Below are 26,535 nucleotides of genomic sequence, written 5' to 3'. Positions count from 1 at the left end.
TGCTGGTGAGGATCCTTCCTGGTGCGGTCAGCTGAGACCGACTCAGATGTCGAGGAAGCGGACGTCCTTGGCGTTGCGCTGGATGAACTGGCGGCGGGCCTCGACGTCCTCGCCCATCAGGACCGAGAACAGGTCGTCGGCCTGGGCGGCGTCGTCGAGGGTGACCTGGCCGAGCACGCGGTGCTCCTGGTCCATGGTGGTCACGCGCAGTTCCTCGGCGTTCATCTCGCCGAGACCCTTGAAGCGCTGGATCGAGTCCTCGCGGACCCGCTTGCCGCGCTGCCGGCCCATCTCCAGGAGCGCGTCGCGCTCCCGGTCCGAGTACGCGTACTCGACGTCCTCCCGGCCCCACTTGATCTTGTAGAGCGGCGGACGGGACAGGAACACGTGCCCGGCCTCGACCAGCGGCCGCATGAAGCGGAACAGGAAGGTCAGCAGCAGGGTGTTGATGTGCTGGCCGTCGACGTCGGCGTCCGCCATCAGGATGATCTTGTGATAGCGGAGCCTCTCGATGTCGAAGTCCTCGTGCACACCCGTGCCGAACGCGGAGATCAGCGCCTGGATCTCCTGGTTCTGCAGGATCTTGTCGATCCGCGCCTTCTCGACGTTGAGGATCTTGCCGCGGATCGGGAGGATCGCCTGGTACTCCGGGTTGCGGCCGGACTTGGCCGAGCCGCCGGCGGAGTCGCCCTCGACGATGAAGATCTCGCACTTGGTCGGGTCGTTCGACTGGCAGTCGGAGAGCTTGCCCGGCAGCGAGGCGGACTCCAGCAGACCCTTGCGGCGGGTGAGGTCGCGGGCCTTGCGGGCCGCCACGCGCGCGGTGGCCGCCTGGATACCCTTGCGGATGATGTCCGCCGCCTCGACCGGGTTGCGGTCCAGCCAGTCGTTGAGGTGCTCGTAGACGGCCCTCTGGACGAAGGTCTTCGCCTCCGTGTTGCCCAGCTTGGTCTTGGTCTGGCCCTCGAACTGCGGCTCGCTCAGCTTGACCGAGATGATGGCGGTCAGACCCTCGCGGATGTCGTCGCCCGTGAGGTTGTCGTCCTTGTCGCGCAGCAGCTTCTTGTCGCGCGCGTACTTGTTGATCAGGCTCGTGAGAGCCGCGCGGAAGCCCTCCTCGTGCGTGCCGCCCTCGTGGGTGTGGATGATGTTCGCGAAGGAGTACACGCCCTCGCTGTAGCCGCCGTTCCACTGCATGGCGACCTCGAGGGACAGGCTCTTGTCCTTGTCCTCGGCCTCCAGGTCGATCACGGTGGGGTGCACCACGTCTCCCTTGCGGGAGTTGAGGTACTTCACGAAGTCGACGATGCCGCCGTCGTAGCGGTAGACGACCGCCTTGACCTCGTCCTTCTCGTCCGCGCCCGCCTCGTCCGCGCCGGAGGTGGCCTTCGCCGACTCGCGCTCGTCGGTGAGCTTGATCGTCAAGCCCTTGTTGAGGAACGCCATCTCCTGGAAGCGCCGCGACAGCGTCTCGAAGGAGTAGTCGGTGGTCTCGAAGATGTCCGGGTCGGCCCAGAAGGTGACCGAGGTCCCCGTCTCCTCGATCGCCTCGTGCTGGGCCAGCGGCGCGGTCGGGACACCCATCTTGTAGTCCTGCGTCCAGCGGTGACCGTCCGTCCTGACCTCGACGGAGACCTTCGAGGACAGCGCGTTCACCACCGAGACGCCGACGCCGTGCAGACCGCCGGAGACCGCGTAGCCGCCGCCGCCGAACTTGCCGCCCGCGTGCAGCACGGTGAGCACGACCTCGAGGGCCGGCCTGTTCTCGGAGGGGACGATGCCCACCGGGATGCCACGGCCGTTGTCGACGACGCGCACGCCGCCGTCGGCCAGGATCGTCACGTCGATGGTGTCCGCGTGCCCGGCCAGTGCCTCGTCGACGGAGTTGTCGACGACCTCGTACACAAGGTGGTGCAGACCGCGCTCGCCGGTGGAGCCGATGTACATACCGGGTCGCTTGCGGACCGCGTCCAGACCCTCGAGGACGGTGATGGCGCTGGCGTCGTACGAGGCCGCCGTGGCCTCACCGCTCGGAGAGGCCACCGGCTCATCGGCGCCGGTGTCGGTGGACGGGATGTTCTCGTTGGGGTTGCCGGAATCGGCCACGAAGCGCCCTTTCTGGCACAGCACGAGCCGGGCTCCTGGGGGTGCCCCCTCCGGGGGAGGGTTGCCGGAGCGGCTGCGGCATGTTGCGTTGGTAAGCCTTGATCAGCGTTGCTCAGCTTTTCCCGGACGGTCCCCACGATTGGGGCGGGATCGCCTTCCAGTCTACCGGTAGCGCCGACAGTGATGGGTGTTTGCCGGTACCTGAGTACGCATGTGGCGCCCTCAACCGGTCTTGGCCGGGTCCCGATATGTACAAGGGGTCTCCAAGAGGCTCACAGCGGCACTCAGCGCTTCCGGGCGTCAACACTTCGCTACTCCCGGGTCAGGTAGGGATTCGCAAGAGCGTGCGGGTGCACGAAGGACGGTCGTCACGCGCCCCGAAAGGGCCGCCGGGGCCTCTTTGTGTGACGTCTGTCACCCATAGGTGTCGCCGGGCCCCGTACTGCCCGGAACCCGCAGCGGACCGTACCGGCGACCACCGCCGCCCGGCCCGAACACCTTGATCGTCCGCACCGCGCCGTGCCCCAGGTCCTCGTTGAGCCTGGCCACCAACGTCGGAGCGAGCAGCCGCAGATTCGTCGCCCACGCCGTCGAATCACAGCGCACCGACAGCACCCGCTCGTCCTCGTCGTACCGGTCCGGCACACAGTGCTTGGCCAGGTCCGCGCCGACGATCTGCGGCCAGCGCCCCATCACACCGCCCACCGCGGCCGGCGCCTCCCAGCCGCGCTCGGTGATCAGCCGGTTGATCGCCGCACCGAGAGCCATCGGGTCACGGCCGTCCGCCCGCGCCCCGGAACGCAGACCACCACGCCGCGCCTGCCTGCGCTGCTGCGCCGCGTCCCCACGCGCGCGTGCCGCCTCCTTCGCCGCACGCAGCGCCACACGCGCGAGGTCCACGCCCGACGGCTCGGGCGCCTTTCCCCGGCCCGCGTCCCGCTCGCCGCTCATACGCGCTCCACCGTCCCGTCCGACACGGCGAACCGCGTACCCGCCAGCACGTGCGGCACGTCGTCGTCGACGGCGGCGGTCACCAGCACCTGCTCACCGGGCGCCACCAGCTCCGCCAGCCGCTCACGGCGACGGCTGTCCAGCTCCGCGAAGACGTCGTCGAGGATCAGCACCGGCTCATTGCCCTCCGCGCGCAGCAGGTCGTACGACGCCAGGCGCAGCGCCAGCGCGAACGACCAGGACTCCCCGTGCGAGGCGTAGCCCTTCGCCGGCAGCGGGCCGAGCCTGAGCACCACGTCGTCCCGGTGCGGCCCCACCAGCGTCACGCCCCGCTCGATCTCCTGCTTGCGGACCTCCGCCAGCGCGGCCGTCAACTGTGCGAAGAGATCCTCACGCGTGTGCGCCTCGCCCGGCGCCGACGGCTTGTACTCCAGCACCACCGGACCGCCGCCCGGCGCCAGCTGCTCGTACGCCTTGTCCGCCAACGGCTGCAGCGCGCCGACCAGGTCGAGACGCTGGGCGAGCAGCTCGGCGCCCGCCCGCGCCAGATGCTGGTCCCACACGTCCAGCGTGGACAGGTCCATCGAACGGCCGCCGTGCCGGCGCGCCAGCGCGGCCGACTTCAGCAGCGTGTTGCGCTGCTTGAGCACCCGCTCGTAGTCCGAGCGCACCCCCGCCATCCGCGGGGAACGCGCCGTCACCAGCTCGTCGAGGAAACGCCGCCGCTCCCCTGGATCGCCCTTGACCAGGGCCAGATCCTCGGGCGCGAACAGCACGGTCCGCACGATGCCCAGCACATCCCGCGGCCTGACCTGCGAGGACCGGTTGATACGGGCGCGATTGGCCCGGCCGGGGTTCAGCTCCAGCTCGACCAACTGCTGCCGCTCGCCCTGCCGCACCTGTGCCCGGACCACCGCGCGCTCGGCGCCCACGCGGACCAGCGGGGCGTCGGAGGTGACCCGGTGACTGCCGAGCGTGGCGAGGTAGCCGATCGCCTCGACAAGATTCGTCTTGCCCTGGCCGTTCGGGCCGACGAACGCCGTGACACCCCGGTCCAGCGGCACCTCGGCCCGGACGTACGAGCGGAAGTCGGCCAGCGACAGATGCGTGACGTGCATGGTCGTTCGCCGACCTCCCCCGGCGTTGCGGACCGCCGAGGCGGCCCGGTGAACTACTTCTTCTCCACGGCGTGACCGCCGAACTGGTTGCGCAGCGCGGCGATCATCTTCATCTGCGGCGAGTCCTCCTGACGCGAGGAGAACCGCGCGAACAGCGAGGCCGTTATCGCGGGCAGCGGGACGGCGTTGTCGATGGCCGCCTCGACGGTCCACCGGCCCTCGCCGGAGTCCTGCGCGTAACCCCTCAGCTGCTCCAGGTGCTCGTCCTCGTCGAGGGCGTTCACCGCCAGGTCGAGCAGCCAGGAGCGGATGACGGTGCCCTCCTGCCAGGAGCGGAAGACCTCGCGGACGTTCTCCACGGAGTCGACCTTCTCCAGCAGCTCCCAGCCCTCGGCGTAGGCCTGCATCATCGCGTACTCGATGCCGTTGTGGACCATCTTGGCGAAGTGGCCCGCCCCGACCTTGCCGGCGTGCACCGCGCCGAGGTCGCCCTCGGGCTTGAGCGCGTCGAAGACCGGCTGCACCTTGGCGACGTTCTCCGCGTCGCCGCCGTACATCAGCGCATAGCCGTTCTCCAGGCCCCACACACCGCCGGAGACGCCGCAGTCGACGAAGCCGATGCCCTTGGCGGCCAGCTCCTCGGCGTGCCTCTCGTCGTCCGTCCAGCGGGAGTTCCCGCCGTCCACGACCACGTCGCCGGGCTCCAGCAGCTCGGCGAGGGCGTCGATCGTGCCCTGCGTGGGCTCGCCGGCCGGGACCATCACCCAGACCACGCGCGGGCCGTGCAGCTTGCCCACAAGCTCTTCCAGGCTGTGGACATCGGCGAGGTCCGGGTTGCGGTCGTATCCGATGACGGTGTGGCCTGCGCGGCGGATCCGCTCGCGCATGTTGCCGCCCATTTTGCCGAGGCCGACGAGACCGAGCTCCATCAGTTGCGTTCCTTAGGTTTCACGACGTGGCGTTCCGGCACTTTCGTACCTGCGTCCGAGCCTAGACCCGGACGCTCGCGCACATCCGTGGGCATACCCGCTCATACGTATGCCCGGACCTGGGGCCGCCACCTGTGGAGAACGCGCCCGGTCGGCAGCCCGCTCAGCCGCTCAGGCGCACCGGCATGATCAGGTACTTGTAGGCCTCGTCCGCCTCGGCGTCCACCGCGGGCTTGCCGCTGAGCAGCGCCGGCTTGGTGGACGTCGTGAAGGACAGCTGCGCCACCGGGGAGTCGATCGCGCTGAGGCCGTCCAGCAGGAACGTCGGGTTGAAGGCGATCGAGATGTCGTCGCCCTCGAGCTGCGCGTCGACCCTCTCCACAGCCTGTGCGTCGTCGCTGGAGCCGGCCTCCAGGATCAGCACGCCCTGCTCGAAGCTCAGGCGCACCGGCGTGTTGCGCTCGGCGACCAGCGCCACGCGCTTGACGGCCTCCACGAAGGGGGCGGTCTCGATGACGGCCACGGAGTTGAACTCCGTCGGGAACAGGGTGCGGTACTTCGGGAGGTCGCCCTCCAGCAGCCGCGTGGTCGTACGCCGTCCGGCGCCCTCGAAGCCGATCAGGCCCTCACCGGCGCCCGAGCCGGACAGTGCCAGGATCACGCTGTCGCCGCTGGTCAGTGCCTTGGCGGTGTCCAGCAGGGTCTTGGCGGGCACCAGGGCGACCGCGGAGGCGTCCGGGTTCTCCGGCTTCCACAGGAACTCGCGGACCGCGAAGCGGTAGCGGTCGGTGGAGGCCAGCGTGACGGTGTCGCCCTCGATCTCGATGCGGACACCGGTCAGCACGGGCAGCGTGTCGTCGCGGCCGGCCGCGATCGCCACCTGCTGCACGGCGGAGGCGAAGACCTCGCCGGGGACCGTGCCCGTCGCGTTCGGCATCTGCGGGAGCGCCGGGTACTCCTCCACAGGCAGGGTGTGGAGGGTGAAGCGCGAGGAGCCGCAGACCACCGTCGCCCGTACACCGTCTGTGGAGATCTCCACCGGCCGGTTGGGCAGGGCGCGCGAGATGTCGGCGAGCAGGCGTCCTGAGACCAGGACTGTGCCCTCCTCCTCGACCTCGGCCTCCACGGACACGCGCGCCGAGACCTCGTAGTCGAAGCTGGACAGGCTCAGCTGGCCGTCCTCCGCCTTGAGCAGCAGGCCGGCGAGAACAGGCGCCGGCGGACGGGCCGGGAGGCTGCGTGCCGCCCACGCCACTGCCTCCGCGAGTACGTCGCGTTCCACCCGGATCTTCACCGTAAGCCGCCTCCTGCTGTTGCTACTGAGTCCTCCGACTCGGTGTCACCGCCCACTGGGACGGGAAGGACACCGGGGACCAGTCTGACGCACGGCACTGACAGTAGGCGCCTGTCGGGGTCAAGTCGCTGCGAGGCGCGGTCGGGCTCAAGAGCTCGAGTTGTGCACAGGCCCCGCTTCGAAACGGATTCCGCTCTCTCTCTGGTTGGGAGTAGTAGTAGGGCCTGTGGATACCGTGGATAACCACGTTTGCCCAGCTCAGCGCGGGAATTTTGTCCACCGGCCCTGTGGGTGGGACCGGTGGACAACTCACCGTCTCTGTGGAGAACGGGAAGTTCTGCACACCCCGCCCACAGGCTGAGGGCAGTTCTCCCCAGCTGCGTCCCCAGCTTTACCCGGGTTTCCCACATGCCAACCGCGCAGCTCGGTGTGACGGCTTTCACTCGACGCGGTGACCGGGGGCATCGCGTTGCCGAACAGTGGACAGGGGTGTGGAGAAGCAGCCGAATCTTGGGGACAACGGCCCCCAGCCTGTGGGTTGCCGGTGGACAACTGCGGCGGCGGCCTGTGGACATCCACTTCGTCCACAGTCTGTGGAGATCGTTCGTCCACCGTTCCACAGGCCTTTGAGCTGGGCGGATCATGAGCCGGCCGCACAGTCTGTGGATGCGATCTGGACAACTTCCCGGTCCCCAGGATGTGGACGGAAAAAAGTCGGGGAATCTGTGGAGGGCGGCCGTAACCCGCTGCGGATTCGAACAGCGGCGGACTCCCACAACGACTCAGGGCGCCTCCGGGATCCGCTCCCGGAGGCGCCCTGAGCGCCGTTGCAGGTGTTCTCAGCCGTTCTTGATGCGGTTGGTCAGCTCCGTGACCTGGTTGTAGATGGAGCGCCGCTCGGCCATCAGCGCACGGATCTTGCGGTCCGCGTGCATCACGGTGGTGTGGTCGCGGCCGCCGAACTGGGCGCCGATCTTCGGCAGCGACAGGTCGGTCAGCTCGCGGCACAGGTACATGGCGATCTGGCGGGCCGTGACCAGCTGGCGGCCGCGCGAGGTGCCGCACAGGTCCTCGACCGTGAGGCCGAAGTAGTCGGCGGTCGACGCCATGATGGCCGTGGCGGTGATCTCGGGGGTCGAGTCCTCGCCGCCGGGGATGAGGTCCTTCAGGACGATCTCCGTCAGCCCCAGGTCCACCGGCTGCCGGTTGAGCGAGGCGAACGCCGTCACCCGGATCAGGGCGCCCTCCAGCTCGCGGATGTTGCGCGAGATCCGGGAGGCGATGAACTCCAGCACCTCGGGCGGGGCGTTCAGCTGCTCCTGCACCGCCTTCTTGCGCAGGATCGCGATGCGGGTCTCCAGCTCGGGCGGCTGGACGTCGGTGATCAGGCCCCACTCGAACCGGTTGCGCAGCCGGTCCTCCAGCGTCACCAGCTGCTTGGGCGGCCGGTCGCTGGAGAGCACGATCTGCTTGTTGGCGTTGTGGAGGGTGTTGAAGGTGTGGAAGAACTCCTCCTGCGTCGACTCCTTGTCCGCGAGGAACTGGATGTCGTCGACGAGCAGGATGTCCATCTCGCGGTAGCGCTTGCGGAAGCTGTCGCCCTTGCCGTCGCGGATGGAGTTGATGAACTCGTTGGTGAACTCCTCGGAGCTCACGTAACGCACGCGCGTGCCCGGGTACAGGCTCCGCGCGTAGTGGCCGATCGCGTGCAGCAGGTGCGTCTTGCCGAGCCCCGACTCCCCGTAGATGAACAGGGGGTTGTACGCCTTGGCGGGGGCCTCGGCGACGGCGACCGCGGCCGCGTGCGCGAAGCGGTTGGACGCGCCGATGACGAACGTGTCGAAGAGGTACTTGGGGTTCAGGCGCGCGGTCGGCTCGCCGGGGCCGGCCGCCGGTGCGGGCTTCGCCGCCATTGGACCGGGGGCGCCGGTGGCGGGCAGGTTCGGGCCCACCGGGCCGCCACGGTGCACAGGGCCGGGGCCGGCCGGCTCCGGCGGCTCACGGTGGCCGGTGTCGCGCTGGTCGTAGTCGCGCTGGTCGTAGTCACGGGCGTCGTACTCGCCGCGGGACGGGTCGTAGTCGGAGCGCGGCTGGTCGTACGGCGGGCGCTCCATCGACGGGGAGCGGTAGTCCTGCCCGTAGGAGTCCTTGGCCGGCCCGTACCCGTCCTGATGGCCGTAGGCGTCCTGGGACGGTGAGGCATAGGGGTCCCGCTCGGGGAAGCCGAGCCGCTGCTGCTGCCACCCGTAGTCGTCCTGGTGGCGGCGCGGCCAGGCGCCGGGCTCGGGACGCTGGTACTCGCCGTACTCCGAGGGGTAGGCGGGGCGGGCGGTCGGGAGGTGGTCGCCGCCCTCCGCCGGCTGCCCCGTGCGCGGGGGCGGCATCTGGTCGCCCTGGGAGCCCTGGTACGGGTCGGGGCGTGCGGGGCGATGGGCGTCCGCCCGGCGCCGGCCGTAACCCTCGTAGCCGCCGCCCTGGCCCGTGGGCGGCTCCTGGTCCTCGTAGCGCGGTGCCGGGGCGGGCGCGGGGGGCTGGGACTCGCCGACCGAGCTGTCGACGGTGATCGCGATACGGATCGGGCGGCCGCACTCACGGCTCAGCGTCTCGCTGACGGCCGGGGCGAGGCGCCCTTCGAGTACGCCCTTGGCGAATTCGTTCGGCACGGCGAGCAGGGCGGTGTCCGCGACCAGCGCGAGCGGCTGGCAGCGCCGGATCCAGTGCTCGTCCTTCACCTCGACGCCCTGTCCGCGTCCTTCGCCGAGAAGCTGCTCCAGAACTCGTGGCCACACTGCGGCAAGATCGGCAGGTACGTCAGCCACAGGGCACGCTCTCTCACAGGTCCCACGCACGTGTGGTGCGGGACAGGTCGGTATCTAAACGGGTGGGGCGGGGGACATGGGAACGAATCGGAGTCCAGTCACGGTAGTCAGCGCGACGGCTGCGGTTCAAGTCGTTGTCCCCAGGCTGTGGACAGTGTCCCTCGCGGGCGGCTGGTTTGACCGGATGGCGTAGCCGCGCGTACCGTAACCAGGTCGAGTTGTCGATGGCTGCTGCCGCCTGCCTCCGAAGGGCACAGATCGCGCCAAGGGTGATCGGAAAGCGGTGCACTCGAGCGTTACTGCGAGCTACTCGTGGGCGCACGGTGACAGCCAGGACGGCACCCCGCCACTACTGATTCTTTCTGGAGCCCCCGAGTGAGCAAGCGCACCTTCCAGCCGAACAACCGTCGTCGCGCAAAGACCCACGGCTTCCGGCTGCGTATGCGCACCCGTGCCGGCCGCGCGATTCTCGCGTCTCGCCGTAGCAAGGGTCGCGCCCGTCTGTCCGCCTGATTCCGGTCAGGTCATGACATCGTGCTGCCCACCGAGAACCGGCTGAGGCGGCGCGAGGACTTCGCGACCGCGGTACGACGAGGGCGTCGAGCCGGACGCCCGCTTCTCGTCGTCCATCTACGCAGCGGTGCCACGGACCCGCACGCGTCAGGGGAGAGCGCTCCCCCGCCGCGTGCGGGTTTCGTCGTGAGCAAGGCGGTGGGTGGCGCGGTCGTCCGCAACACGGTGAAGCGCCGACTTCGCCATCTGATGCGTGACCGAGTCGCCTTGCTGCCCCCCGGTAGCCTGGTAGTCGTACGAGCGCTGCCCGGTGCGGGCGACGCCGATCACGCACAGCTGGCCCGAGACCTGGACGCCGCTTTTCAACGGCTGCTGGGAGGGGGCGCGCGATGAAGTACCCGCTGCTGGCTCTGATCAAGCTGTACCAGTGGACCATCAGCCCGTTGCTCGGGCCGGTGTGCAAGTACTACCCGTCGTGTTCCCACTACGGCTACACGGCCATCGACCGGCACGGTGCGATCAAGGGAACGGCGCTCACAGCGTGGCGCATCCTACGGTGCAATCCGTGGTCGCTCGGCGGTGTGGACCATGTTCCGCAGCGCAAGCGTCCGCGGTGGCACGAAATGCTGCGCGACGCCTGGCGTGCGCGCAGGGGCGGGCCCTCCGCCGCCGAAACGGCCACCGACGGGAAGATGCCGGCGGTCCCGGCCGCAGAGACCTCGCCCCATGCCCAAGGAGCATGATTAGTGGACACGATTGCCAGCCTCTTCAGTTTCATCACCTGGCCCGTCTCCTGGGTCATCGTCCAGTTCCACACGGTGTACGGGACGATCTTCGGGCCGGACACCGGGTGGGCCTGGGGCCTGTCCATCGTGTCCCTGGTGATCCTGATCCGCATCTGCCTGATCCCGCTCTTCGTGAAGCAGATCAAGGCGACCCGGGCGATGCAGACGCTCCAGCCCGAGATGAAGAAGATCCAGGAGCGCTACAAGAACGACAAGCAGCGCCAGTCCGAAGAGATGATGAAGCTGTACAAGGAGTCGGGTACCAACCCGCTCTCCTCGTGCCTTCCCATCCTGGCGCAGTCGCCGTTCTTCTTCGCCCTGTACCACGTGCTCAACGGCATCGCGACGGGCAAGACGATCGGCGTCATCGACGATCAGCTGCTCGCCAGTGCCCGTAAGGCGCACATCTTCGGCGCCCCGCTCGCCGCGAAGTTCACGGACAGCGCCGACAAGGTCGCCCAGCTGGGTGCCTCGCTGACCGATGTCCGGGTCGTGACCGCGGTCATGATCGTGCTGATGTCGGCGTCGCAGTTCTACACGCAGCGCCAGCTGATGACGAAGAATGTCGACACGACGGTGAAGACGCCGTTCATGCAGCAGCAGAAGATGCTGATGTACGTCTTCCCGGTCATGTTCGCCGTCTTCGGCATCAACTTCCCGGTCGGTGTCCTCGTCTACTGGCTGACCACCAACGTGTGGACCATGGGCCAGCAGATGTACGTCATCCACAACAACCCGACCCCGGGTTCCAAGGCCCAGGCCGCGTACCTGGAGCGGCTCTTCAAGCACGTCACGCACCATGGCAAGACCCGCAACCGGCGGGAGAAGGCCATCGTCAAGGCGATCGTCGTCAAGGGCCGTGACCGCAACGACTTCGAGCGCAAGTTCATCAACGGTCTGAACAAGGCGGGCCTCGCGGCCCAGGCCGACGGCTCCGTGATGAAGAGCGAGAGCGCCGCCGTCGCGCAGGCCGAGGACGGTACGACCACTACCGCCACCGCCACCGCCACCGCTCCCCGGCGTCAGCAGCCCAAGCGGCAGAGCAAGGCGCAGCGTCAGTCGGGCGGTACGAAGCCTGCCGAGGAGGCGACGGAGTCCTTGTCGCTGACCAAGTCCGACGCGCCGCAGGACGCTCCGGCCGCCCCCGGCAAGAAGGCCGCCTCGAAGCCCGGCAACGGCACCCGCAGCAAGGCCCAGTCCGGACAGCGTAAGGGCCCGCAGCGGCCCAAGTCCCCGTCCAAGAAGTAAGAAGGAGCCCATCCCGTGACGGAAGGCACCACCTCCGCCGCTGCCGAGGGCGCGGACGCCCTGACCCGCCTGGAGCAGGAGGGCGAGATCGCGGCGGACTACCTCGAGGGTCTACTGGACATCGCCGACCTCGACGGTGACATCGACATGGATGTCGAGGCCGACCGCGCCTCTGTCTCGATCATCAGTGACGCGGGCGGTCGCGACCTGCAGAAGCTGGTCGGCCGGGACGGCGAGGTGCTGGAGGCACTGCAGGAGCTCACGCGCCTGGCCGTGCACCGGGAGACCGGCGACCGCAGCCGTCTGATGCTGGACATCGCGGGCTACCGCGCCAAGAAGCGGACCGAGCTGTCCGAGCTGGGTGCGAAGGCCGCCGCCGAGGCCAAGAGCAGTGGCGAGCCCGTGAAGATGAAGCCGATGACTCCGTTCGAGCGCAAGGTCGTGCACGACGCGGTCAAGGCCGCCGGCCTGCGCAGCGAGTCGGAGGGCGAGGAGCCACAGCGCTTCGTCGTCGTGCTTCCCGCCTGAGCGGTCCCGCGTTCCACCGGCCCCGTCTGTTGCGCAGGCGGGGCCGTACTTTGTCAGCCTGGTAGTTCTGATGGTCGGCGTCGTGAGCGTCGATGCGGTACGGAAGGACGGTCCCCGTGACGGCGGAAGCGGAGCTCCCCCCTGCACCTGAGCAGGCACGTGACGTATTTGGTGATCGCTTCACGGATGCGGTCCGGTACGCCGAGCTGCTGGCCGAGGCAGGAGTGCAGCGAGGGCTGATCGGCCCGCGTGAGGTACCCCGTCTGTGGGAGCGGCATCTGCTGAACTGTGCGGTGCTCTCCGAGGTGGTTCCCGAGGGGGTGACGGTGTGCGACGTCGGCTCGGGCGCAGGCCTGCCGGGCATTCCCCTGGCCCTGGTCCGCGAGGACCTGAAGATCACGCTGCTGGAGCCGCTGCTGCGGCGCACCAACTTTCTCACCGAGGTCGTGGAGCTGCTGGGTCTCGACCACGTCACCGTCGTCCGGGGGCGTGCCGAGGAGGTGATGGGCCAGCTTCCGCCGGTCCATGTGGTGACCGCCCGTGCGGTGGCGCCGCTGGACCGCCTGGCCACGTGGGGCATCCCGCTGCTGCGGCCCTACGGGGAGATGCTCGCCCTCAAGGGAGACACCGCCGAGGAGGAGCTGAAGAGCGCGGCCACCGCCCTGAGCAAGCTCGGCGCGGTGGAGACGTCCATCCTGCATGTGGGTGAGGGCGTGGTGGATCCGCGCTCCACGGTCGTGCGGGTCGAGGTCGGGGAGAGCCCGGGTGGCGTGCGCTTCGCGGCCAAGCGGGCGAAGGCGGCGCGGACGGGACGGACACGACGGCGCCGATAGCCGGCCGTACTCCACACAAGCTGCCAAACCTCCGCATGTCGGAGTGTCGCGACAGTCCGGCCACGGCCGCTGTGCATCGTGTTTCACGTGAAACGTCGCTCACTGCTGCACGGCATCATCAACCGTGGCCGCGCTGCGGCCCAACCTCGCGACCGTAAGCCTCTCGGTTCGCTCGGACAGGGAACAGGGTTGTCCACAGAGGTGGATTTCTCCACAGAACGTCAGGCCTCACTGGTTCGCGACCCCGAAGGCATGGGAGGCTCTGTGCATTGCGAGCCTGAAGTCGAGGAGAGTGAATCCTTGCGGTCCGACGCCAACATTGCGGGACCGATGACCGATCCGGTCCCCGGTCCCCGTACCGAATCAATGGGGGAGGATGTTTCACGTGAAACGCCGCCCCCAATGGACGACACTCCCATCGGTCGTGCTGCCCAACTGGCGGTCGAGGCTCTGGGTCGCGCCGGCGAGGGTCTGCCCCAGCCCGAACAGACCCGGGTCATGGTGGTCGCCAACCAGAAGGGCGGCGTGGGCAAGACGACGACGACCGTCAACCTTGCCGCTTCGCTGGCTCTGCACGGCGCCCGTGTCCTGGTGATCGATCTCGACCCGCAGGGCAATGCCTCCACGGCGCTGGGTATCGACCATCACGCCGAAGTCCCCTCCATCTATGACGTCCTGGTGGAGAGCAGGCCGCTGTCCGAGGTCGTTCAGCCCGTCCCCGATGTAGAGGGTCTCTTCTGCGCCCCCGCCACGATCGATCTCGCCGGTGCGGAGATCGAGCTGGTGTCCCTGGTGGCGCGGGAGAGCCGGCTTCAGCGGGCCATCCAGGCCTACGAGCAGCCGCTGGACTACATCCTCATCGACTGCCCGCCCTCGCTCGGCCTGCTGACGGTCAACGCGCTCGTCGCCGGCCAGGAGGTCCTCATTCCGATCCAGTGCGAGTACTACGCGCTGGAGGGCCTGGGCCAGTTGCTGCGCAATGTCGACCTGGTCCGGGGGCACCTCAACCCCACTCTGCATGTGTCGACCATTCTGCTCACCATGTACGACGGCCGGACGCGCCTTGCGTCCCAGGTCGCGGAAGAGGTGCGCAGCCACTTCGGTGAGGAGGTGCTGCGGACGAGCATTCCTCGCTCCGTCCGTATCTCCGAGGCGCCGAGCTATGGGCAGACGGTGCTGACTTACGATCCAGGGTCAAGCGGTGCCCTCTCCTATCTGGAGGCGGCACGAGAAATCGCGCTGAGGGGCGTCGGCGTCAGCTACGACGCCACGCACGCCCACGTCGGCGCACAGGGTGATCCGAACATGGTGGAGGGGATTCAGTGAGTGAGCGACGGAGGGGGTTGGGCCGTGGTCTAGGCGCGCTGATCCCTGCTGCCCCGACCGGGGAGAAACCGCCGGCTCAGGCGACGGCTGGAGGCGCGGGTTCCCCGTCGTCCACGGCCGTCCCGGTGCTGACCGGTGACCGCGGTGATCGGGGGGTGGCGGCGGCGAAGGTGACCACGCTGCCGTCTGTTTCACGTGAAACATCGCAGCCGCAGGCGAACAGCCCGGCCGAGATGACCGCGTCGGTGATGGGCGCCCACTTCGCCGAGATTCCCCTCGACGCCATCACGCCCAACCCGCGCCAGCCGCGTGAGGTCTTCGACGAGGACGCGCTGTCCGAGCTCGTCACCTCCATCAAGGAGGTCGGGCTCCTCCAGCCCGTCGTCGTCCGGCAGCTCGGCCACGCGCGCTATGAGCTCATCATGGGTGAGCGGCGCTGGCGGGCCTGCCGTGAGGCCGGGCTCGCGGCCATTCCGGCGATCGTCCGGGCCACGGACGACGAGAAGCTTCTCCTGGACGCCCTGCTGGAGAACCTGCACCGGGCTCAGCTCAACCCGCTGGAAGAGGCAGCCGCCTACGACCAGCTCCTGAGGGACTTCAACTGCACGCATGACCAGCTGGCGGACCGGATCGGCCGTTCCCGCCCGCAGGTCTCCAACACCCTGCGTCTGCTGAAGCTCTCGCCCGCCGTACAGCGCCGGGTCGCCGCCGGAGTTCTCTCGGCCGGACATGCGCGGGCGTTGCTCTCCGTCGAGGACTCGGAGGAGCAGGACCGGCTGGCCCATCGGATCGTCGCCGAGGGCCTGTCGGTTCGGGCGGTCGAGGAGATCGTGACCTTGATGGGGTCGCGGCCGACGGCGGCTCCCCGGTCCAAGGGCCCGCGTGCCGGTGGGCGGGTCTCTCCGGCGCTGTCCGATCTTGCGACACGTCTGTCCGACCGCTTCGAGACGCGGGTGAAGGTCGATCTGGGACAGAAGAAGGGCAAGATCACCGTCGAGTTCGCCTCCATGGAGGACCTGGAGCGCATCCTCGGCACGCTGGCACCGGGCGAGGGCCCGGTCATGCAGAAGAGCCTTCTGGACGGCGAGGAGCCGGAGGAGGAGACGGAGGGCTGAGCCCGTCCCAAGGGACGGTTCTGCTCGATCGATCGGCACAGGCGGGTCGTGTCCGGTGTGTACCGGAACACGGCCCGCTCTTTGCTTTCAGGCGGTATCGATGCAATCGCATCGTCGATACGATGCGTTCGGGTATGACGCATCCACCCGGCGGTACCTCTAGAGGGAGGCAGGGCATGCGAACGGTGAGCCGCACCGGAATGCTCGGCGCGGTCCTGGGGCTGGGTGCGGTCGGCGGATTCGTCGGCAGCCTCCTCAAGGAACGCAGCGCTCTGACAGCCGCGCGTGGCGTCGCGGGCGAAGGAAGCGAGGAACAGCCTTCATGGGCCGTAGGCTCGTACCGCTCACGCTGGACAACCTTCAAGACCTCCCCCAGCGCTGCCGCGCGTGCGTCTTCTGGGAGCTCGACCCCGTCAGCGGTGAAGCAGCGCTGAAGGCCGGCACGGCCACGGCGGAAAAGGAAGCGTGGATCTCCGCCGTCCTGCTGGACTGGGGCTCGTGCGGCCGCGTCGTCTACGTCGACGACGTCCCCGTGGGCTTTGTGCTCTACGCTCCCCCCGCCTACGTCCCTCACTCCACGGCGTTCCCCACGAGCCCCGTCTCTCCGGACGCCGTGCAGCTGATGACGGCGTTCATCATGCCGGGCTACCAGGGACAGGGTCTGGGCCGTGTGATGGTCCAGACGGTCGCGAAGGATCTGCTGCGGCGGGGCTTCAAGGCCATTGAGGCATTCGGGGACGCCCGCTGGAAGGAACCCGCCTGCGTGCTCCCTGCCGACCATCTGCTGGCCGTGGGGTTCAAGACGGTCCGGCACCATCCGGCCCACCCGCGGCTTCGGCTGGAGTTGCGGTCGACGCTGTCCTGGAAGGAAGACGTGGAGATGGCGATCGACCGGCTTCTGGGAGCGGTGCAGAAGGAACCGGCGCTGAGGCCGCTGTGAGCGAGCCGCCCCAAACGAACTGCTCCATACGCACTGCCCCATAAGAATGGGCCAACCCTTCAGGGTTGGCCCATTCGTGTTTCACGTGAAACATCGCCGCCGTCTCGGCGGCCCTGCCGCGTCTACTCGGCGACGAAGTCCTCGAGGTCGCGGACGATCGCGGCCTTCGGCTTCGCCCCCACGATGGTCTTGGCGACCTCGCCGTTCCGGTAGACGTTCAGGGTCGGGATGGACATGACCCCGTACTTGGCGGCGGTGCCCGGGTTCTCGTCGATGTTGAGCTTCACGACCTCGATCTTGTCGCCGTACTCGGCGGCGATCGCCTCGAGGGACGGAGCGATCTGGCGGCAGGGACCGCACCAGGCGGCCCAGAAGTCCACCAGGACGGGCTTGTCGCTCTTCAGGACGTCCTGCTCGAAGGAGTCGTCGGTCACGTTCTTCAGGGTGCCGGCCACAGCGGGCTCCTTAACTGGTCGTGCGATGGGGTGGTGGGGGCTCAGATGGTGGACTTCTCGGGCTCGGCCTTCTGCTCGTTGTCCGCGAGGGCCGCGAGGAAGCGCTCGGCGTCGAGGGCGGCGGAGCAGCCGGTACCAGCCGCGGTGATCGCCTGGCGGTAGGTGTGGTCGACCACGTCGCCGGCGCCGAAGACGCCGGTCAGGTTGGTGCGGGTGGACGGCGAGTCGACCTTCAGGTAACCCTCCTCGTCCAGGTCCAGCTGACCCTTGAAGAGCTCCGTGCGCGGGTCGTGACCGATCGCGATGAACAGGCCGGTCACCGGCAGGTCCGACAGCTCGCCGGTCTTGATGTTGCGCAGCTTCAGTCCGGAGAGCTTCTGCTCGCCCTGGATCTCCGCGACCTCGCTGTCCCAGACGAACTTGATCTTCGGGTCGGCGAAGGCGCGCTCCTGCATCGCCTTGGAGGCGCGCAGCGTGTCCCGGCGGTGGACGACGGTGACGGACTTGGCGAACCGGGAGAGGAAGGTGGCCTCCTCCATGGCGGTGTCACCGCCACCGATCACGGCGATGTCCTGCTCCCGGAAGAAGAAGCCGTCGCAGGTGGCACACCAGGAGACGCCGCGGCCGGAGAGCGTGTCCTCGTTCGGCAGGCCGAGCTTGCGGTGCTGCGAGCCGGTGCTGACGATGACGGCCTTCGCGCGGTGCACCGTGCCCGCGGTGTCCTTGACGGTCTTGATCTCACCGCTCAGGTCGACGGAGACCACGTCGTCCGGGATGAGCTCCGCGCCGAATCGCTCGGCCTGCGCACGCATGTTGTCCATGAGCTCGGGGCCCATGATGCCGTCGCGGAAGCCGGGGAAGTTCTCCACATCGGTGGTGTTCATCAGGGCACCACCCGCGGTGACCGCACCCTCGAAAACCAGCGGCTTCAGCGACGCGCGCGCGGTGTAGAGCGCCGCCGTGTAGCCGGCGGGCCCGGAGCCGATGATGATCACGTTACGGACATCGCTCACGGCTTGATTCCTCGTCTCTGGACTGTGTCGTACGGCCGGGGGAGCCTCTCTCACAGCTCTCACCCCACCCAACGGATCCTAAGGGGCATGCATTCCCGGCGTGCCGGGGCACACGGAGGCGCGACAGTGCACGGGATGCCGTGCGGAGCGACGACCGAGCGTGCCGGCTCAGGAACGCGCGTAGGAGTGCGACAGCAGCACCTTGGCCGTGATCGCCGGGCGGCGGACACAGGTCGCGTCCACCAGGTAGGCCGTGACGCGGGTGCTGTCGCCGGAGGCGTCGGGCAGCACGACGAGATAGGCGTCCTTGCCGTCATAGGTGCCTGCCCGGGCGGCGAGCGGGGTGCCGCTGCCGTTGATGCCCTGCCGTACGCACGAGGGCACGGTCGGCGGGCTCTTCAGCAGCTTGGGCCTGTCGGTACCGGCAGCGGATTCCACGCCGAAGTCATGGGGTGTGTGGGCGTCTCTGCGCGGCTGCTGCTCCCGGGCGAGGAGATCGGCGACCTCGCTCTTGAGGGTGCTCGCGGAGAAGGTGTCCGCGGACGCGCTTGGACGATCGTGCGCCGCGGTGTCGGACCGCTTGTCGTCGTGGAGCGTCGCCAGGACCACGGATGTCACCCCCAGGGCGGCGAGGGCGACGACGGAGCCGAGAACGGCGCCCCTCCGGCGTCCCCGGCGGATGCCTGTCCTGCGACCCGGGCCAGTGCTGGAGGCGCGGGGGCGACCCGAGGGTCGGTCCACGGCCGATGTTTCACGTGAAACACGCGCGCCACCGGTGACAGGAGCCCCCGTGGCTGGGGCCTCGGCGGCGAGAGCCGCGTCGATTCGGTCCGCCACGTCGGCCGGCATGGCGGGCACATCCGGCAGGGCGCCGAGCAGAGCACGGATCTCCGTCAGCGACGCGTGGACGTCGGCGCACAACGCGCACTCGTCCAGATGCCGCTGGAGGTCCTCGGCCCGGGAGGGGGCGAGGAGGCCCTCGGTGAGGTCGGAGATCTCCGTGACGTCCGGGTGCCCGGCCGCGTCTGTCGTGGAAGTCACGCTCGCCCACCTCCGCCCTTCACAGCAGCTGAATCGCCTGATCCTGTGCCCTGCGCGTCTCTGCCCTCGGGGCGCGTGCCGCCAGGATCCGTCTTCGGTGGGACGGATGTCCCCTGGGCCCGGTTCCGTCCCGCGCCCGATTCCTTCTCCACACGGGTGCGCCCCGGTCGCAGATGGGTGAGCAGCGGCAGGAGTCTCGCTCTGCCCCTGGCGCAACGGCTCTTCACCGTTCCGGTCGGCACCTCGAGGATGCGGGCGGCCTCGGCCACCGGATAGCCCTGCATGTCCACGAGCACCAAGGCGGCCCGCTGATCCGAGGGGAGAGTCTCCAGCGCCTCGACGAGCTGCCGCTGCACGTCGTTCCTCTCGGCGGGCGCCGAGGCCGACTCGTGCGGCTCCAGCAGCTGCTCCAGGCGCTCGGTGTCGTTCACAGGGGAGGTCTTGCGGGAGGCGGCCTTGCGGACCCGGTCCAGGCAGGCGTTCACCGTGATCCGGTGCAGCCAGGTCGTGACGGCCGACTGGCCGCGGAAGGTGCCGGCGGCCCGGTAGGCGGAGACGAACGCGTCCTGCACGGCGTCAGCGGCCTCCTCACGGTCGCCCAGCGTGCGCAGGGCAACCGCCCAGAGACGGTCACGGTGACGGCGCACGAGCTCACCGAAGGCTTCGGGGTCGCCCTCCACATGGCGGGCGAGCAGCTCCTGATCGCTCGCTCCGCCGTATCCGGCGCCGTCCGCCATCTGACCCCTTCCCCCTCGGTGGGACGTCAGCCCGTGAACTTCACGTCGGTGATGGCCTGTTTGTAGCCGGATCCGCTGAAGCCGTCACTGGGTGCCAGGGGCACGTCCGTGATCCACAGGAGCACGTACTGCGTCTTGATCGGCTTGGTCGCCTTCACCGTGAGAGAGGACCCGCTGGTGGTCGCGGTTCCGATCTCCTGCATCCCGTCGACGCCGATGGAGGGGCTCAGGGAGTCGGTGGCATAGAGATGGACCGTCGTGTGGTCACCGGCGTAGCGCAGCCCTATCGACGCCGTCGAGATCTCCTTGTCCGCGCCGAGGTCGTAGACGATGCCCACACCCGGTTTGTAGGGAGCGAGCCGGGGGCCGTCGTTGTAGCGCTTGGTTCGCCAGTACGTGGAGCTGTCCCCGTCATACGTCTTGTCGACGTCTCCGGGAGCCTGTGCGTCACCGCTGGCGATGTACTCCTGCGCCCCCTGGATCTGGAGCGGCTTGGTCGGCTTCGGCTGCTCCTCGTTCTTGTCGCTGCCGTCCTGGGTCTGCGTCTGGGTGTCGTCGGACGTGCCGCCGTGGTCCAGGAGGGCGTCCGCGAGCTGCCAGCTGCCGAGGCCCAGGGCGGCGATGAGGAGGGCCGAGACGGCCCACTTCAGGGCCTTGCCGGTGCGGCTCTGCAGCGGGGGCGGCGGGGTCGGGACCGGCTGGGTGACCCCGGGACGCGGTGCCGGACGGCCGTAGGAGCCCTGCTGGTAGGAGGTGCCCTGGTACTCCGGCGGTGCGGTGAACGTCGGCTCAGGCGGCCGGACGCGCGGCATCTCGCCGATCGCCTTGACCAGTTCCTCCGGAGTGGTGCACGCCGACTCATGCCGTGAGGCGGTGGCGCCGTCGTTGACGAGGGCGCGCATGGCGAGTTCGGACAGGCCGCGGTGGACGCCCGCGCGTACTTGGTCGGGAGCGATGAGACCGATGTCCTTGGGCAGGCCGGACATGCCGTAGGCGTCGTTTTCGTACGGCCAGCGCTGAGTGAGCGCCGCGTACAGCAGTGCGCCGATCGCCTCGGTGTCGGTGCGCTGCGGGGTGTCCGAACTGATGCCGCGCAGCGCGGCGTTCACGGCGAGGCCGCGAACCCGCCACTGACCGGTGGAGGTGCGCAGTACGGCGTTGGGGTTCAGACGCAGATGGGCCAGGCCCTCGCGGTGCGCGGCGGCCATGGCGGAGGCGATCTGGCTGACCAACTGATAGGCGTCGTGCGGCTCCAGAGGGCCCGCGGCGAGAAGCGTGGTCAGCTCCGTCGCGTCGGGCAGCCACTCGTGGACGACGTAGACGAGGTCGTTCTCCTCGACGGCGTCGAGTACCTGCACGAAGCGGGGATCGCCGAGCAGTGCGGACGAGCGGGCCGCGGCCAGCACGGACCGGGCTCGCGCGTGGTCCGCGGGCAGGATGTGCACGCCGACGGCGCGACGGAGTTTCTCGTCGACGGCGCGCCAACTGCTGAATCCGTCCAGACGGGTGACGCATTCCTCGAGGCGGTAGCGTCCGGCCAGCTTGTGACCGCTGTGAAGATCGGGCGGTGCGGCCTTCCTCCCGGGGCTGTCCGTCCTGTCGCTCCCTTGTGCCTCGTCGTTCTCCGTGCCCCGCTCCCGGTGCTGGGCCACCCCGTCGGACGTGGACTGGTCCGCCTCGGCGGTCAGCGACTGCTCGCCGCTGTTGTCTGCCACGTCGACGGCAGCCGTGATCCGTTCCGCCACCGTCGCTCCTGCCTCCCCATCCATCGCGCGCTGTCCGACGCCGAATCCAATTGTGCCCACAGTCCGGCGCTATGCACGACACACAGCTGCGGACGATGGTTGTGCGCCTACCCCCGACTCAACGCCCCAGGCGCCCGCGGACCATACCCACGAGCCCGTTGATTTCCTCGATGCGCATCCGGCGGGCGGCGACGAAGAAGACTCCCAGCAGCAGTGCGCCACCGGCCAGCAGCGCGACGAACGACCCGAAGGCGCCCTGGCCCAGCGTGTGGCCGATGCCGTAGCAGGCCGCGCCACTGATCAGTGCCGCCGGCACCGAGGCGATGCCCAGTCGCGCGTACGTCCGCAGCACACGGGAGCCGTCGAGGTCGCCGCCAAGCCGCTGGCGCAGCCGGCGCCAGGCGACACCGACGCCGATCGCGTACGCGAGACCGTACACGGCCGCCATGCCGGCCACGGACCAGCGGGCCGGGAGCAGGAAGTAACACAGGAGCGAGGCACCCGCGTTGACCGCGGCCACGATGACCGTGTTGTAGAAGGGCGTGCGGGTGTCCTCGTAGGCGTAGAAGGCGCGCAGGACGACGTACTGCACGGAGTACGGGATCAGGCCGAGTCCGAAGGCCATCAGCATGTAGCCCATGTTGGTGGCGGCCGCGGTGCCCGAGGAGCCGAAGATCAGCGTGCACATCGGGATGCCCAGGGCGAGGAACCCGAAGGCGATCGGCACGATGGCGACCGCCGTCGTGCGCAGACCCTGCGAGATGTCGTCGCGGACCGCGCCGGCGTCGTTCTCGGCGGCCGAGCGCGAGATGCGGGGCAGCAGGGCCGCCATCAGCGAGACCGTGATGATGGCCTGGGGCAGTCCCCAGATCAGCTGGGCGTTGGCGTAGGCGCTGAAGCCGGTGCCGTCGATGTGCGTGCTGGCCACCGAGGCGGTGGCCAGCTGGGTGACCACCAGGGCGCCCGCCTGGTTGGCGAGGACGAAGAGGACCGTCCACTTGGCCAGCATGGCGGCCTTGCCGAGGCCGTGCCCCTTCCAGTCGAAGCGCAGACGGATCCTGAACCCGGTCTCGCGCAAATAGGGGATCATCGCGAGCGCCTGCACGACGAGGCCGAGGAGCACGCCGACGCCCAGCAGGCGCTGGCCCTCCGGCGGGATGTTCGTGACGGTCATGTGGGAGTTCGCGGATGTGCCGTAGACCCACAGGAACGTGCCGAGCGTGAAGATGATCACGATGTTGTTCAGGACCGGCGTCCACATCATCGCGCCGAACCTGCCCCGGGCGTTGAGGATCTGCCCCATCACCACATGGACGCCCATGAAGAAGATCGAGGGCAGGAAGTACCGGGTGAAGGTGATGCCGACCTCGTTGGCCGCCGGATTGCTGGCGACCGGATTTGAGAGCATCCGGACCAGGAGCGGCGCCGCGAACATCGTGAGGGCGGTGAGCGCGCCGAGTGCGACCATCACCAGGGTGAGCAGCCGGTTGGCGAACGCCTCGCCCCCGTCGTCGTCCTCCTTCATGGCGCGGACGAGCTGGGGGACGAACACGGAGTTCAGACCGCCGCCGACGGTCAGGATGTAGATCATCGTCGGCAGCTGGTAGGCCACCTGGAAGGTGTCGCCCAGCAGGGCCGTGCCCAGCGCGGCCACGATCATCGCCGAGCGGATGAACCCGGTGAGCCGGGAGACCATCGTGCCGGCCGCCATGACGGCGCTCGACTTCAGCAGTCCCGAGGCCTTCCCGCCCTTCTTCGCCGCCGGAGCGGGGGCGGGCTCGGCCGCCGGGGCGGGGGCCTCGGCGACGGCCGGTGCGGGCGCGTACGGCCCCATCGGTCCCTGACCGGCGGCCGGGGCCGGGGCGGGGCCGGGAACCGAGGGGACGGCCATCTGCGGGCGTCCGCCCATGTCCTGCGGTGGCCGGTAGCCGTGCTGCCCCGGACCCTGGTGGCCGTAGCCGCCCTGGCGCATGTCCGGACCGCCCTGCTGCTGGTCGCGGAAGAGATGGGCGAAGGCGTCCGGCTCGTGGCGGTCCTCGCCGGAATGGCTGACCAGGTCGTCGACGCCGACGAACTCAGTGGTGCGGGGATCCTCGCCGTGCGGCAGGTACTGGGTGGTGCCCGACGGCTCCGGCGGCGGGGTCGGCGCCCACACGCGCGGGTCGGGGGCGTGGGGCGACTGTGCGGGGCGGCCGTACAGCGGCTGCTGCGGCCCGTTCGTGCCCGGGGGAGGCGGGGGGTGCGCGGCGCGGTCGTACAGCGCCTCACCGACCGGGTCCTGGGCCGTGAGGTCCTGTGCCCGGTAGGGGTCGTCGTCGTAGGCGTCCTGGAGGTACGGGTCCACGGGAGGCTGCTGCGGCGGCGTCCGGCCGTTTCCGGGCGGCGGCGCGTCGGGGTGGCCCGAGCCGCCCACGGCCTGGCCGCGGTCACCGTCGTACGGCGCGTTCATGCTTACCCCACCTCATCGTCCCGGGCCCTCCGGGCCACGACATCCTCAACGGTCCACCTTCTCACCCGTGCCGGACGGGTCTGCGCTTTCCGCTGCGGTGTCCGGTGTCGGGTCACTCGGCTGCTCCGGGTCGTCCGCCCGGGACCGGGAGCCGGACTCTTCCGTGCCTTCCGTGGGACGAGCGGCGGCGCCTTCGGGGTTCTCGGGCCCGGCGCCTTCCGGCCCGTCCTCGCTGTCACCGGCTTGTCCGTCGCCGTCCTCGCCGCCACGCGCTTCCTCGGCGTTGTCGGTGTTCTCAGCGTTCTCGGCGTTCTCGGCGTTCTCGGCCGTTTGGGGGTCCTGAGCGGCCTGGTTGGCCGCCGCGCGCTTGCGCTGGGTGTACATGCGGAAGCCGGCGAGGACGAGCAGCAGGACACCGCCGCCGATGACCAGCATCACCGTGGCCGTGATCTCCGTGACCTTCACGTCGAAGGTGACGGGCGCGCCGTACTCCCGGCCGTCCTGCGTGTAGAGCTGGGCCACCACCGTCACGGGGCCGTTGGCGTTGGCCGACGTGGTGAACTTCACGGACTGGCTGTGCCCGCCGGAGACCGCGACGGGCTGCTCCGAGTACGCCTTGCCGCGGATCTTGAGGCGGGTGGGGTTGGTCGAGGTGAGCCGCAGCACCAGGTGGTCGACGCCCTGCACCAGGTTGTTCTGCACGGTCACCGGGATCGTGGCGCTGTGGCCGGAGAGCTTCGTCTCCGACTTGTCGATCAGCTTGACCTGTTCGGAGAGGTCGTCGAGATACGCCTCCACGCCGTCCCGGAAGTCCGTCGCCCCGCCGGACCGGCCGCGCCACGACGTGGCCATCTCCCGGTTCATGGCCCGCCCGAAGGGCGTGACGACCCGGGACGGGTCGGTCAGGACGACCCGGAAGTTGTCGACCTTGTCCTGCGTCCTGGCGATCGCCCTGAAGGCGGCAGGCCTCAGTTCCTTCCTGCGCAGCGAGGAGGGGTAGTCCGCGCCGGACGGGATCTTCGTGGTGGCGCCGGGGTCCGGCTTGGCCGCGGCGGCCGCGGCCAGGTCCTGCGACTGCGACCAGTTGCTCTGCTGGAGTGCCGTCAGCGCCTGCGCCATGGCCTGAGCCTGGCTCGCGCTGGGCATGCGCTGCGGGGCCACGACGATGCTGCGCCGGCGGCTCGTCTGGTTGTCGATCTCCAGGCTCTGGGCGAGGAACTCCTGCACGGCGAGCGTGGAGGCGCCGGCCTGTGTCAGGTCGCCCTCGAACGCCGTCGACAGGCGGGCGTCCGTGACGATCGCCGTGGTGCCGCCGCCGATCGGGCGGGCGGCAGAGGGCGTGTAGGGCAGCCCGCCGGTCTCCTGGAGGCTGTCGCTGCGTGTGATGATCTTGTCGGCACCCGCGGAGGTGGCGACCTTGACGATGGACGGGTCGACGGCGCCGTCCACGGGCCAGGCGAAGTCCGTGCTCGGCTTCACGTGGAGCACCGTCTCCACCGTGCTGGCGGCGACGTCGGTGGCGTCCTTGAGCTGGCTCAGCGAGCCGGTGGCGCTCGTGCCGTGGTGGGCGAGGGAGGCCAGGTCCGGGTCGGCGAAGGGCAGTGCCACGACGTCCTTGCCGGTCACCGCCTGCTGGAGTCCGGAGAGCCACTTCTTGGCGACGTCCTGGTGGGTGCCCGGCACAGCCGTGCCGTTGGCGCCCTGGACGCGGTAGGTGCGGGTCATGGCGTCGACGGACGCCAGCAGGTCCGGGTCGATCACCCAGGTGACGTCGAGGTCCTTGCCCAGTGACAGCATCCGTTCCAGGCGTCCGCCGGGCGAGAGTTCCTTGGCGAGGTCGTCGTTGAGGAAGACGGGCGTCTGCAGTGCTCCGGGGCTCGTCTCGGCCGTCATGTGCACACTGGACACCAGCGGCCACAGGTAGGTCGTCTTCGTCTTCGCGCCCGCGTCGTTCGGCTGCCACGGCAGGAACGTGCGCTGGATGCCCAGGACCTGCTCCCAGGGCTGGACGGACGTCTGGCCGGACAGCGAGACGGAGAACTCGTAGACCCCGTTCGTGCCGAGGTTCAGCTTGTCGACCGGCACGGAGATGCTGAAGTGCTCCGCGACGCCCGGAGCGAGCTGCGTGAACTTCTGGACGTACTTGTCGCCGACCTCGGGGCCGTCGGCGCCCGGATCGAACTGGGTGCGCTGAGCCACGGTGTCGATCGCCGAGCGGGTGTTCAGCTCCGGGCCCAACCGCAGACCCACGTGGGCGTCGGTGACGGCCTGCTTGCTCTTGTTCGTCACCGTGCCGGAGACGGTCAGCGTGTCCCCGTCCGAGGGGGCGCTGGGGCTGAACGAGTCGACGGAGACGGCGACCGTGCGCGAGCCCGACGCGGTCTGCGGGGACTCCTGCCCGGCGGCGTGTGCGGACGGTGCCGCGGGCAGTTGGAGCAGGGCGGCCAGCAGCGGTGCTCCGGCGAGCAGCGCCCCGGCACGCCGCAGCCTTCGGCGGGCAGGTGAGGGACTGGTCCCCTGGAAGTCTGCCGCCTCGGCCACGCGCTCGCCCGTCCCTCGTCGTCAGTGGTCGTCGGAATGTGCGTCCCCG

Annotated in this window: 22 protein-coding genes; 9 read left to right on the top strand and 13 right to left on the bottom strand. The window is 69.4% G+C overall.

Translation table 11 applies throughout. From position 1 onward, the window contains the following. Nucleotides 1-42: 42 nt before the first annotated feature. The 6 genes from gyrB to dnaA form a co-directional block, all read right to left on the bottom strand. Nucleotides 43-2,130, bottom strand: a complete 2,088-nt coding sequence (gyrB, locus tag ACF09J_RS04275) for a DNA topoisomerase (ATP-hydrolyzing) subunit B (protein ID WP_392303836.1) — start codon at nt 2,128-2,130, stop codon at nt 43-45. A 390-nt stretch (nt 2,131-2,520) separates the two neighbouring features. Next, nucleotides 2,521-3,057, bottom strand: a complete 537-nt coding sequence (locus ACF09J_RS04270) for a DUF721 domain-containing protein (protein ID WP_392303835.1) — start codon at nt 3,055-3,057, stop codon at nt 2,521-2,523. Further along, complete coding sequence (recF, locus tag ACF09J_RS04265; RefSeq protein ID WP_392303834.1) at nt 3,054-4,175, bottom strand: DNA replication/repair protein RecF; 1,122 nt, start codon at nt 4,173-4,175, stop codon at nt 3,054-3,056. The genes ACF09J_RS04270 and recF overlap by 4 nt, the downstream gene beginning before the upstream one ends. 53 nt (nt 4,176-4,228) lie before the next feature. Further along, a complete protein-coding gene (gnd, locus tag ACF09J_RS04260) occupies nt 4,229-5,104 on the bottom strand; it encodes a phosphogluconate dehydrogenase (NAD(+)-dependent, decarboxylating) (RefSeq protein WP_392303833.1) in 876 nt (291 codons plus the stop codon). Between the two features lie 163 nt (nt 5,105-5,267). After that, nucleotides 5,268-6,398 (bottom strand): DNA polymerase III subunit beta, encoded by a 1,131-nt coding sequence (gene dnaN, locus ACF09J_RS04255; RefSeq protein WP_362350929.1) that lies wholly within the window; start codon nt 6,396-6,398, stop codon nt 5,268-5,270. Between the two features lie 839 nt (nt 6,399-7,237). Then, on the bottom strand, nt 7,238-9,217 hold the full coding sequence (dnaA, locus tag ACF09J_RS04250; RefSeq protein WP_392303832.1) for a chromosomal replication initiator protein DnaA: 1,980 nt from the start codon (nt 9,215-9,217) through the stop codon (nt 7,238-7,240). 375 nt (nt 9,218-9,592) lie between these two features. Here dnaA and rpmH point away from each other — a divergent pair, with 375 nt between their 5' ends. The 9 genes from rpmH (at nt 9,593) to ACF09J_RS04205 (ending at nt 16,505) form a co-directional block, all read left to right on the top strand. After that, the gene (rpmH, locus tag ACF09J_RS04245; protein ID WP_003956500.1) at nt 9,593-9,730 is read left to right on the top strand and encodes a 50S ribosomal protein L34; all 138 of its coding nucleotides are present in this window, start codon (nt 9,593-9,595) and stop codon (nt 9,728-9,730) included. Nucleotides 9,731-9,751: 21 nt separating this feature from the next. Further along, the gene (gene rnpA, locus ACF09J_RS04240) at nt 9,752-10,123 is read left to right on the top strand and encodes a ribonuclease P protein component (protein WP_392303831.1); all 372 of its coding nucleotides are present in this window, start codon (nt 9,752-9,754) and stop codon (nt 10,121-10,123) included. After that, a complete protein-coding gene (yidD, locus tag ACF09J_RS04235; RefSeq protein ID WP_392303830.1) occupies nt 10,120-10,473 on the top strand; it encodes a membrane protein insertion efficiency factor YidD in 354 nt (117 codons plus the stop codon). Before rnpA ends, yidD begins: the two co-directional genes overlap by 4 nt. Nucleotides 10,474-10,476: 3 nt before the next feature. Further along, complete coding sequence (gene yidC / locus ACF09J_RS04230) at nt 10,477-11,763, top strand: membrane protein insertase YidC (RefSeq protein ID WP_392303829.1); 1,287 nt, start codon at nt 10,477-10,479, stop codon at nt 11,761-11,763. Nucleotides 11,764-11,778: 15 nt separating this feature from the next. After that, nucleotides 11,779-12,291, top strand: a complete 513-nt coding sequence (locus tag ACF09J_RS04225) for a protein jag (RefSeq protein WP_392303828.1) — start codon at nt 11,779-11,781, stop codon at nt 12,289-12,291. Nucleotides 12,292-12,407: 116 nt separating this feature from the next. Then, nucleotides 12,408-13,124, top strand: coding sequence for a 16S rRNA (guanine(527)-N(7))-methyltransferase RsmG (gene rsmG, locus ACF09J_RS04220; protein ID WP_392303827.1), 717 nt, complete (start codon nt 12,408-12,410; stop codon nt 13,122-13,124). A gap of 252 nt (nt 13,125-13,376) precedes the next feature. Next, nucleotides 13,377-14,450 carry a ParA family protein gene (locus ACF09J_RS04215; protein WP_392304166.1) on the top strand — a complete coding sequence of 358 codons (1,074 nt, stop codon included), beginning with the start codon at nt 13,377-13,379 and terminating at the stop codon, nt 14,448-14,450. Then, nucleotides 14,447-15,565: a ParB/RepB/Spo0J family partition protein gene (locus ACF09J_RS04210; protein ID WP_392303826.1), complete on the top strand. Its 1,119-nt coding sequence runs from the start codon at nt 14,447-14,449 to the stop codon at nt 15,563-15,565. Before ACF09J_RS04215 ends, ACF09J_RS04210 begins: the two co-directional genes overlap by 4 nt. 322 nt (nt 15,566-15,887) lie before the next feature. Further along, a complete protein-coding gene (locus ACF09J_RS04205; protein ID WP_392303825.1) occupies nt 15,888-16,505 on the top strand; it encodes a GNAT family N-acetyltransferase in 618 nt (205 codons plus the stop codon). 122 nt (nt 16,506-16,627) lie between these two features. Here ACF09J_RS04205 and trxA read toward each other — a convergent pair whose 3' ends face one another. From trxA to ACF09J_RS04170, 7 genes are all read right to left on the bottom strand, one after another. Continuing rightward, a complete protein-coding gene (gene trxA / locus ACF09J_RS04200) occupies nt 16,628-16,960 on the bottom strand; it encodes a thioredoxin (protein ID WP_326803252.1) in 333 nt (110 codons plus the stop codon). 41 nt (nt 16,961-17,001) lie between these two features. Beyond that, nucleotides 17,002-17,973: a thioredoxin-disulfide reductase gene (gene trxB / locus ACF09J_RS04195; RefSeq protein WP_392303824.1), complete on the bottom strand. Its 972-nt coding sequence runs from the start codon at nt 17,971-17,973 to the stop codon at nt 17,002-17,004. A gap of 168 nt (nt 17,974-18,141) precedes the next feature. Then, complete coding sequence (locus ACF09J_RS04190; RefSeq protein WP_392303823.1) at nt 18,142-19,014, bottom strand: hypothetical protein; 873 nt, start codon at nt 19,012-19,014, stop codon at nt 18,142-18,144. Continuing rightward, nucleotides 19,011-19,751, bottom strand: coding sequence for an RNA polymerase sigma factor SigM (gene sigM / locus ACF09J_RS04185; protein ID WP_392303822.1), 741 nt, complete (start codon nt 19,749-19,751; stop codon nt 19,011-19,013). The genes ACF09J_RS04190 and sigM overlap by 4 nt, the downstream gene beginning before the upstream one ends. 26 nt (nt 19,752-19,777) lie before the next feature. Next, a complete protein-coding gene (locus tag ACF09J_RS04180) occupies nt 19,778-21,496 on the bottom strand; it encodes a serine/threonine protein kinase (RefSeq protein ID WP_392303821.1) in 1,719 nt (572 codons plus the stop codon). A gap of 118 nt (nt 21,497-21,614) precedes the next feature. After that, nucleotides 21,615-23,945: a murein biosynthesis integral membrane protein MurJ gene (gene murJ / locus ACF09J_RS04175; protein WP_392303820.1), complete on the bottom strand. Its 2,331-nt coding sequence runs from the start codon at nt 23,943-23,945 to the stop codon at nt 21,615-21,617. Nucleotides 23,946-23,990: 45 nt separating this feature from the next. Further along, complete coding sequence (locus ACF09J_RS04170) at nt 23,991-26,486, bottom strand: DUF6049 family protein (protein ID WP_392303819.1); 2,496 nt, start codon at nt 26,484-26,486, stop codon at nt 23,991-23,993. Nucleotides 26,487-26,535 lie beyond the last annotated feature (49 nt).

Source organism: Streptomyces sp. NPDC014889 (genome assembly GCF_043081205.1).
In the GTDB taxonomy this organism is placed as follows: Bacteria; Actinomycetota; Actinomycetes; order Streptomycetales; family Streptomycetaceae; genus Streptomyces.
The sequence above is the reverse complement of the archived record's forward strand: the minus strand, read 5'-3'. Positions and strand labels throughout refer to the sequence as shown.

Bases quoted from the DNA above. Each gene is read 5' to 3' on its own strand.
- ACF09J_RS04270 (WP_392303835.1), bottom strand. From the start codon at position 3,057: ATGAGCGGCGAGCGGGACGCGGGCCGGGGAAAGGCGCCCGAGCCGTCG.
- recF (WP_392303834.1), bottom strand. From the start codon at position 4,175: ATGCACGTCACGCATCTGTCGCTGGCCGACTTCCGCTCGTACGTCCGG.
- gnd (WP_392303833.1), bottom strand. From the start codon at position 5,104: ATGGAGCTCGGTCTCGTCGGCCTCGGCAAAATGGGCGGCAACATGCGC.
- yidD (WP_392303830.1), top strand. From the start codon at position 10,120: ATGAAGTACCCGCTGCTGGCTCTGATCAAGCTGTACCAGTGGACCATC.
- ACF09J_RS04215 (WP_392304166.1), top strand. From the start codon at position 13,377: ATGGGAGGCTCTGTGCATTGCGAGCCTGAAGTCGAGGAGAGTGAATCC.
- ACF09J_RS04205 (WP_392303825.1), top strand. From the start codon at position 15,888: ATGGGCCGTAGGCTCGTACCGCTCACGCTGGACAACCTTCAAGACCTC.
- sigM (WP_392303822.1), bottom strand. From the start codon at position 19,751: ATGGCGGACGGCGCCGGATACGGCGGAGCGAGCGATCAGGAGCTGCTC.
- murJ (WP_392303820.1), bottom strand. From the start codon at position 23,945: ATGAACGCGCCGTACGACGGTGACCGCGGCCAGGCCGTGGGCGGCTCG.